Genomic DNA, 8,168 nt, shown 5'->3' with positions numbered 1-8,168 from the left:
CTCGACCAGGGGGGACCCCCATGACGCCGCGGGGCCGCCCTCCGGGCGACGACGGGAGTGTGACGACAGGCCCTAGGAGCGGACGGCGGCCGGCCGGTCAGCGGACGGCGGCCAGGACGTGGCTCGGGCCGACCTGCCACACGACCCCCACGTCCGCGAACCCCGCGTCGCGCAGCAGCGCGACATGGCCGGACACGGTCAGGTCGTTGCCCTCGCAGGGGGCCCGCCCGCCCTCGCCGTCGCGCGAGAGCAGCGGGGCCAGTTCCGGGTCGCCGGCCGCGCCCGACCACCAGGACTCCCAGTCCTCCTCGTGGCCGCACACGGCGTTGCGTTCGGCGTGCCGGCGCCCCACGTCCCGCGCCAGCTCGGACAGCGCGGCGGAGTCCGGGCTGATGTGGTCCCCGTTGACCAGGATCCCGCCGGCCCTCAGCACGCCGGCGAGCTCCCCGTAGACCTGCCGCAGGGTCCCCTCCCCGAGGTAGTGCAGGGCGGTCGTCGAGACCACCGCGTCCGCGGGGCGGTCCAGCCCCAGCCGGTCGAGCCAGCCGGGCTCGCCGATCAGCGCGTTGACGTAGCGCAGGGCGTGCCCGTAGTGGGCGCTGCCGAGTTCCAGCAGCAGCGGGTCCGCGTCCACCGCCAACACCTCGGCCCCCGGCAGCCGGGCGGCGAGCCGCGCGGCCAGGCACCCGGGACCGCTGCCCAGGTCGAGCACCAGCGGCGCGGGCCGGCCGCCCGCCACGTACTCGACGAGGTCGGCGATGACCGCGAACCTCTCTTCCCGGTCCACCGCGTACAGCCGCTGCTGGCGCTCCCAGCGCTCCACCCAGCGCGCCGCCGTCCCCGTACTCACTCCGCCCGTGCCCGCACCCATGCCGCTCGCACTGCCTCCGCCGCCGAAGCCACATCCCGCCGCTCATGGAAATCATTGCAGACTGGCGAGGGCGGAGAGGAGCCCTTCCACCTCCTCGGGGGTGTTGTGGACGTGCAGGCTGACGCGCACCGAGCCCTCCTGCGCCGCCCTTCCGGCCTGGCAGTGGCCGTCCGTCCGCACCATGAACCCGTGGCTGAAAAGGATGAACCCGAGGTCCCGGGAGTCGATCCCTCGGTGCCGGAACGTGACCAGGCTGCGCCGCCGCTGCACCCGGGACCCGGCCGACAGGCTGGTCCGGCAGCCCAGCACCTCGTAGGCGTCCATCCGGTCGAGGCCGTCGGTGAGCAGCGCGGTCAGCGCCACCGTCCACCGCTCGATCCGCCCGGTGCCGGCGGCCTCCAGCCAGTCCAGGGCCGCCACCAGGCTCGCGATCCCGACGGTGTTGGGGGTCCCGCTCCAGCCGCCGGGCCGCAGCCGCGGGCCGCGCAGCCCCCGGGCCCACACCGCGCCCGTCCCGGGAAGGGCCAGGGCCTTGTGGCCGGAGAACACCACGAAGTCGACGTCGAGGCCCGCCACCGACACCGGCAGGTGGCCGATGCTCTGCGCCGCGTCCAGACAGATCGGCACCTGCGGACCGACGACCTGCCGGATCCGGTGCACGTTCATGTCCACGCCGTAGACGTGGTGGACGTGGGTGGCGGCCACGAAACGGGTCCGCGGGCCGGTGACCGCCGCGAGGGCCCGCGGATCGTAGTCCCCGGAGCTCGCCTGGTACGGCAGCTCCCGCACCCGTACCCGCACCCCCCGGCGGGCCAGCAGGTCGCGGGCCTCCAGCCAGGGCGACAGGTTCGCCTGGTGGTCGGCGAACGGGACGACGATCTCGTCCCCGTCGACGAGCAGGAACGGCAGCCAGTCCCGCGCGACGGTCCGCAGCCCCTCCGTGGTCCCGCTGGTGAAGTGGACCGAGGACCGCTCCGGATCCGGATCCCCCAGGAAGCTCTTGACCCGCTCCCGGGCGCCCTCCACCAGCGCCGTCGTGGTGTTGGCCCACGGGTAGGAGCCGCGTGCCGCGTTGGCGTTGGAGGTGGTCAGGTACGTCTGCACCGCGTCCAGGACCGGCCGCGGCTTCTGGGACGTGGCGGCGCTGTCCAGGTAGACCAGGCCCGGATGGCCCTCGATGATCGGGAACTGGGCGCGCAGCGGCCGCTGCCAGTCGGCGAGCGCCGCCAGCTCGGTGGCGGGGGCGGCCATGTCAGTCACGCACCAGGGGAGCACCGGCGTCCCGCCAGGCGATGATCCCGCCGGCCAGGCTGCGCACGTCCGGGTGGCCCATGCGGGTCAGCAGGGCCGCGTACCGGGCCGACTTCTCGCCCACCGGGCAGGCCAGCAGGACCGGCCGGCTCCGGCCGAACGGCAGCCCGCCCCGGACGAGTTCGTCGAAGAGCTCGTCCACGATGTTCACGGACCCCTCGATGTGCAGCGCCGCGTACGCGAAGGGGCCGCGCAGGTCCACCACCAGCGGCTGCCGCTCCGCGATCCACTTGCGGGCGTCGTCGACCCCGATGACGGCGGCCGCGGCCACCTCGGCCTCCGTCAGCGTGGCGACCGAGTTCCGCACCGCCGGCAGGCCCAACAGGTCCGGTCGGCGCCGGCGGACGTAGCCGACGTAGCTCTCCACCCGGTCGCAGACGATGAACACCGCCGTCCTGCGCTCCGTCAGCCCCGCGTCGAGCTCCCGCAGGTGGCGGACCGTGCCGAAGTACGCGGCCCCGCCGGTGGGCCCGGCGAGCAGGCCGCAGCGGCGCAGCAGCGTCAGCATCCCCTCGATGGCCTCGTCGGAGGTCACCGGCTCCAGGGTGTCGTACGTCGCCGGGTCGAAGATGCCGACCTCCTGCACCTCGTCGATGGTGCGGATGCCCGGGATGAAGTCCGACTTCTCCCCGACCAGGCCGACGACGCGCACCGCCGGGTCGTGCGCCCGCAGCGCCCGCGCCACGCCGGTGGACGAGCCGGCCGTGCCCACGCAGGCGACGAACCAGTCGGGGGCGCGGCCGTCCAGGTCCGCGATGATCTCCGGACCGGTCCCGGTGGCGTGCGCCTCGGTGTTGCGGGCGTTGAAGTACTGGTCGGTGTGGAGGTGGGCACTGCCGGGCAGGTTCAGCTGACGGTGGAAGAGGGTCAGCGGGTCGTCCTCGTCGGTCGGGTCGAGGCATTCGCTGCGTCCGGGCAGCTCCTCGATCTCCGCGCCGAGCAGCAGGAGCAGGTCCTTGATCTCGGGGATCCGCATCCGGTTGGTGACGCTCTTGAACGGCAGCCCGTGCAGCCCGGCGATCAGGGCCAGGGCCTTGGCCGTGTTCCCGCTGGAGAGTTCCACGACCGTCTCACCGCGCTCGGCGGCGCCGGCGAGCTCGTCGCGGGTCATGTTCCAGGCGGCCCGGTCCTTGAGCGAGCCGAAGGGGTTGAGCATCTCCAGCTTGGCGTAGAGGTCGATGTGGCGCAGGCCGTGCACGGCCGGGTCGATGCGGACCAGCGGTGTCCCGCCGATGGCTTCGGTGATGCTGTCGTACCTCATCCCTGCGCTTCCCCCGTAGGTGTGAGCGGCCAGTACTGCTCGTCCAGGCACCACTGCCAGTCGCCGTCCTCCCCCTCCCGGTGGACGGCGACCTTGCGCGCGAGGGCCTGCCCCTGGGCGCGGGTCGCGCCGAAGTCCATGCAGTACCCGGCGGTGTTGGCGAAGGCGAGGAGGTCGCCGGGACGCGGCAGCCGGGGCAGGAAGACGCTCCGGCGGGTGATCAGGTCCGCTTCCAGGCAGAGGTTGCCCATGAGGTGCACCGCCACCGGGCCGCCCGCGCCGGCCGGGGCCGGTTCGCGGGGCAGCAGCACCGGGTCCATGAGCACGCCGTGGTCCTCCAGGCTGACGTCTCCGGCGTTCAGCGCGAGGCGTACGAGCGGCTCCCCGGTGTCCGAGGGCCGTACCTCCAGAACCCTCCCGAGGGTCAGCCCGCACTGGTCGGCGAGGGCGCGGCCGGGCTCCGCGTACAGGTCGTAGAGGCTCTCCAGGAGGAGGGTGCCCAGGGGACGGCCCAGCCGGGGTGCCGGATGCGAGAGGAGCTCGTCGAGGTAGCCGGGGCCGGCGGTGGCCCGGTGGGCCGGGTAGAGGCCGAGCGCGCCGCGCAGGGTGCCGTTCTCGGCGCGCAGCCCGTAGCCGTGGCCGCCCCAGGCCAGCGGCGGGCGGGCGCCCATGACGGCGCGCGTGAGCTCGGTGGTGTAGCGCTCCCACTGGGCGGCGTGGGCCAGGTAGCTGACGCCGAAGCCGCCTCCGACGTCGACCGCGCCGGGCCGGTGGCCGTGGACCCGTAATTCCTCCATGGCGTGCAGACAGCCCTCCAGCGCCGCCGCCTTCTCCTCGACGCTGGTGGTGTCGAGGTGGTAGCCGACGCCGACGGGCTCCAGTTGTGCGCGGTGGCGGTCGAGGACGTCGAGCAGCTGGTGCAGGGACTTCACGGAGGTGCCGAAGCGGCTGCGGCGCGAGAGCCGCCGGGCCCCTGGCGCCTCGAACCCGGACAGCCGCAACAGCACGCGCAGGCGCGGCAGTCCGTGCGCCCGTACGAGCGCCGCCGCCCGCTCCAGCTCGTCCGGTCCGTCGGCGTTGACCAGGGCCCCGCTGCGCGCGGCGAGCCAGAGGAACTCGGGGTCTTTGGGGCCGGTCGCCATGACCTCGGCTCCGGCGAACCCGGATCCCAGGGCGTGCCGCAACTCCGCGAGGGAGGCGGCGTCGAGGGCCGCGCCGGTGGTGGTCAGCCGGCGGACGAGGGCGCTGGAGCGGTTCGCCTTGTGCGCGAAGAAGATCCGTCCGGTGAGCCGGTGACGGGCGAACACGGCGCGGAAGCCGCGGACGTTGTCGGCGATCTGGTCGGGGAGGATCACGTTGAGCGGGGATCCGAGGGCGTCGACGAGGGTGTGCAGGAACGCCGGCGCGTCCAGGAGGGCCGCCGCGCGCGGTGCGAGCCTCGGTTCCAGGTACAAGGGAGGGGACGAAGTGCCGCGGTGCGAAAGGTCGCCGTGCAAGGGGTCGTTGCTCATCCCAGCTGTTCCTCTCCGTCGAGGAATGCGTACCGGTGTCGGCAAACGGTCATAAGACCGTAACCCCCGCGGGGCATTTTTGTCAGAGGACGAGGGCCATCAGGATCTCGTCCCGGTCGTCGCCGGGCGCGACCCGCAGCGCGCCCGGCCACCGGCCGACTTCCGCCCAGCCGAGCCTGCGGTAGAACTCCTCCAGGCCGACGCCGCCCCGGACGGCGATGCCCAGCCGCTCCAGGCCCATCTCCTCGCGGGCGACGGCCGTGGCCCGCTCCATCAGGGCGGTGGCGATCCCGCGGCCGCGCAGCCGGGGCAGGGTCTGGACGTGGTTGACGGCGCCCCGGTGTGCCACGAGCGGGTGGCGGTCGCGGCGGACGACCAGCCAGCCGGCCAGCGCGCCGCCGACGGTGGCGACGAGCATCCGGCCGAGGCGGGGGTCGAGGGCGCGGACCAGCCCGTCGACCACGGGGGCCACGTCGGTCCGGCTCACGGGGGGCAGCGGGAACTCGGCGGCGATGACCGCGCCGCCGGAGTTGACCACCGCCTCCCAGCAGTCGATCAGCTCCTCCCGGAGCCGTGGGGTGACCTCTTCCGGCCGGGTCAACTGCCGCAGCCGCGGGGGCGGGTAGGCGTCCATGCCCGCCAGACTCCCAGATGCCCGGGCTCCCCGGCGGGAGGTCAGCGCAGGACGGCGGCCCGTACGCAGAGCACGTCGGGGAGGTGGTCGGCCAGCAGCCGCCAGCTGTCGCCGTCGTCGTCGCTGGCGTACAGCTCGCCGTTGCGGTTGCCGAAGTAGACGCCCGCCGGGTCGGCGTCGTCCGTGCACAGGGCGTCCCGCAGCACCGTGCCGTAGTGGTCCCCGTCCGGCAGCCCCTTCGCCAGCGGCTCCCAGGTGGCTCCGGCGTCGCTGGTGCGGAAGACGCGGCAGCGGTGTCCGGCGGGGACCCGGTCGGAGTCGGCGTTGAGCGGGAAGACGTAGGCGGTGCCCGGCCGGTGCGGGTGGGCGGCGACGGCGAAGCCGAAGTCGGAGGGCAGGCCGGAGCCGATGTCCGTCCACTCGTTGCCCGCGTCGTCGCTGCGGTAGACCCCCCAGTGGTTCTGGAGGTAGAGCCGGCCCGGGTCCCCGGCGTCCTGGGCGATCTTGTGGACGCACTGGCCGAACTCCGGGTTCGGATCGGGCAGGAACACCGCCGAGACCCCGTGGTTGGACGGGGCCCAGCTGGCGCCGCCGTCCCGGGTGCGGAACACCCCGGCGGTGGAGACCGCCACCGTCACCGCCGCCGGGTCCGCCGGATGGGTGATCACCGTGTGCAGGCCCTCCCCGCCGCCGCCCGGCACCCACGCGGAGCGGGTCGGGTGCTCCCACAGCGGCCGGACCAGCTCGAAGGAGCCGCCCCGGTCGGTGGAGCGGAACAGGGCGGCCGGCTCGGTGCCCGCGTAGACCACCCCGGGGGCCTCCGGGCCGGCCGGGTGCAGCTGCCAGACCCGTTCCAGGGAGGCGCCGGTGTCCTTCGGGAACCTCACCGCGGGTGCGGCGGGCTCCTGCCAGCTCGCCCCCAGGTCGTCGGAGCTGAAGACGGAAGGCCCCCAGTGGGAGCTGTCCCCGCCCACCAGCAGCCGGGGGACCGGCCCCCGCGTGTCGACGGCGACCGCGGAGACGGCCTGGGCGTTGAAATGCGGACCGTCGAACTCCCAGGGGCCGGCGCCCCGGCGCCGGCCGATGAACAGCCCCTTGCGGGTCCCCGCGAGCAGTAGCACGTCGGTCATGGCCGACACCTCCGGACGTCCTTGTCCTGATACGGCAGGTTTCCCGCCAGTCTGCACCCCGCCACTGACAACGCCCGCCGAGGCGGGGCCGGGAGCACCGCCGCGCACCTCCGGATCGCTTGTACGGGATCTCTCGTACTACGAGGGATTACGTAGTACGGTATCTCTCGTACTTAGCGCCGCGCCGATCCCCGGCGCGCGTCCGGTGACATCTGGAGAACCCCATGAGTGCCGCACCCGCTGCCTTCGCCGCCCTCTTCCAGCCCTACACCCTCCGTTCGGTGACCATCCCGAACCGGATCTGGATGGCGCCGATGTGCCAGTACAGCGCCGAGGCCTTCGGCCCGAACGCCGGCGTGGCGCAGGAGTGGCACTTCGCGCACTACGCGGCCCGCGCCACCGGCGGCACCGGCCTGGTCATCCAGGAAGCCACCGCCGTCTCCCCGGAGGGCCGGATCAGCCCCTACGACCTCGGCATCTGGAACGACACCCAGGTCGAGGCCCTCCGCCGGATCACCGCCTTCGTCACGTCCCAGGGCGCCGTCCCGGGCATCCAGATCGGCCACGCGGGCCGCAAGGCATCCACCGACCGGCCCTGGAACGGCGGAGCGCCGGTCGGCCCCGACGCGCACGGCTGGCGGCCCAGCGCCCCCAGCCCGGTGGCGTTCGACGAGGGCCACCCCGTCCCGCACGCGCTCACCACCGACGAGATCCACGAGATCACCCGCCAGTTCGCGGCCGCGGCCGGGCGCGCCCTCGCCGCGGGCTACAAGGTCGTCGAGATCCACGGCGCCCACGGCTACCTCATCGGGGAGTTCCTCTCCCCGCACAGCAACCGGCGCACCGACTCCTACGGCGGCTCCTTCGAGAACCGCACCCGCTTCGCCCTCGAAGTCGTGGACGCCGTACGGGCGGTGTGGCCCGAGGAGCTCCCGCTGTTCTTCCGGATCTCCGCCACCGACTGGCTGGAGGAGGAGGGCTGGACCGCCGACGAGACGGTCCGCCTGGCCGTCCTGCTGAAGGAACACGGCGTGGACCTCCTCGACGTCTCCACCGGCGGGCTCGCCCCGGGCGTGCGGATCCCCACGGGCCCCGGCTACCAGGTGCCCTTCGCCGCCCGCGTCAAGGCCGAGACCTCCCTGCCGGTCGCCGCGGTCGGTCTGATCACCGAGGCCGGGCAGGCCGAGAAGATCCTGGCCAACGGCGAGGCCGACGCGGTCCTCCTCGGCCGGGAACTGCTGCGCGACCCGTACTGGGCCCGCCGCGCGGCCGCCGAACTGGGTGCCCGGATCCCGGTGCCCGGTCAGTACCGGCGCTCCTGGTGACCGGGGGGGGGGGGGGGGGGGGGGGGGGGGGGGGGGGGGGGGGCGCGCGGCGGGGGCGCCCGCCGCCCCCCCCCCCCCCCCCACCCCCCCCCCCCCCCCCCCCCCCCCCCCCCCCACCCCCCCCC

7 protein-coding genes are annotated in these 8,168 nt (G+C 74.4%); 1 reads left to right on the top strand and 6 read right to left on the bottom strand.

Features of this window, described 5'->3' with window-relative positions; all coding sequences use genetic code 11:
• Window positions 1-97: 97 nt before the first annotated feature.
• The 6 genes from WDV06_RS35190 to WDV06_RS35165 form a co-directional block, all read right to left on the bottom strand.
• Entirely contained in the window at window positions 98-871 is a 774-nt protein-coding gene (locus WDV06_RS35190; RefSeq protein WP_395513886.1) for a class I SAM-dependent methyltransferase, read from the bottom strand.
• 51 nt (window positions 872-922) lie between these two features.
• Window positions 923-2,122, bottom strand: coding sequence for an aminotransferase class V-fold PLP-dependent enzyme (locus WDV06_RS35185; RefSeq protein WP_395513887.1), 1,200 nt, complete (start codon window positions 2,120-2,122; stop codon window positions 923-925).
• Window position 2,123: 1 nt separating this feature from the next.
• Window positions 2,124-3,443 (bottom strand): pyridoxal-phosphate dependent enzyme, encoded by a 1,320-nt coding sequence (locus WDV06_RS35180; protein ID WP_395513885.1) that lies wholly within the window; start codon window positions 3,441-3,443, stop codon window positions 2,124-2,126.
• Entirely contained in the window at window positions 3,440-4,954 is a 1,515-nt protein-coding gene (locus WDV06_RS35175) for a type III PLP-dependent enzyme domain-containing protein (protein ID WP_395513884.1), read from the bottom strand. The genes WDV06_RS35180 and WDV06_RS35175 overlap by 4 nt, the downstream gene beginning before the upstream one ends.
• An 82-nt stretch (window positions 4,955-5,036) precedes the next feature.
• Entirely contained in the window at window positions 5,037-5,588 is a 552-nt protein-coding gene (locus WDV06_RS35170) for a GNAT family N-acetyltransferase (protein WP_395513883.1), read from the bottom strand.
• Window positions 5,589-5,629: 41 nt separating this feature from the next.
• On the bottom strand, window positions 5,630-6,718 hold the full coding sequence (locus WDV06_RS35165) for a WD40/YVTN/BNR-like repeat-containing protein (RefSeq protein WP_395513882.1): 1,089 nt from the start codon (window positions 6,716-6,718) through the stop codon (window positions 5,630-5,632).
• A 224-nt stretch (window positions 6,719-6,942) separates the two neighbouring features.
• Here WDV06_RS35165 and WDV06_RS35160 point away from each other — a divergent pair, with 224 nt between their 5' ends.
• The gene (locus WDV06_RS35160) at window positions 6,943-8,043 is read left to right on the top strand and encodes an NADH:flavin oxidoreductase/NADH oxidase (protein ID WP_395513881.1); all 1,101 of its coding nucleotides are present in this window, start codon (window positions 6,943-6,945) and stop codon (window positions 8,041-8,043) included.
• The last annotated feature ends 125 nt before the right edge of the window (window positions 8,044-8,168 follow it).

Origin of the sequence: Streptomyces racemochromogenes, assembly GCF_044129415.1 — a bacterium.
GTDB classification, from domain to species: Bacteria; Actinomycetota; Actinomycetes; order Streptomycetales; family Streptomycetaceae; genus Streptomyces; species Streptomyces racemochromogenes_A.
This window is presented reverse-complemented; position numbering and strand designations above follow the sequence as displayed.

Excerpts from the sequence above, each read along its gene's own strand:
- WDV06_RS35160 (WP_395513881.1), top strand. The coding sequence starts at position 6,943 with ATGAGTGCCGCACCCGCTGCCTTCGCCGCCCTCTTCCAGCCCTACACC.
- WDV06_RS35175 (WP_395513884.1), bottom strand. The coding sequence starts at position 4,954 with ATGAGCAACGACCCCTTGCACGGCGACCTTTCGCACCGCGGCACTTCG.
- WDV06_RS35190 (WP_395513886.1), bottom strand. The coding sequence starts at position 871 with ATGGGTGCGGGCACGGGCGGAGTGAGTACGGGGACGGCGGCGCGCTGG.
- WDV06_RS35165 (WP_395513882.1), bottom strand. The coding sequence starts at position 6,718 with ATGACCGACGTGCTACTGCTCGCGGGGACCCGCAAGGGGCTGTTCATC.
- WDV06_RS35185 (WP_395513887.1), bottom strand. The coding sequence starts at position 2,122 with ATGGCCGCCCCCGCCACCGAGCTGGCGGCGCTCGCCGACTGGCAGCGG.
- WDV06_RS35170 (WP_395513883.1), bottom strand. The coding sequence starts at position 5,588 with ATGGACGCCTACCCGCCCCCGCGGCTGCGGCAGTTGACCCGGCCGGAA.
- WDV06_RS35180 (WP_395513885.1), bottom strand. The coding sequence starts at position 3,443 with ATGAGGTACGACAGCATCACCGAAGCCATCGGCGGGACACCGCTGGTC.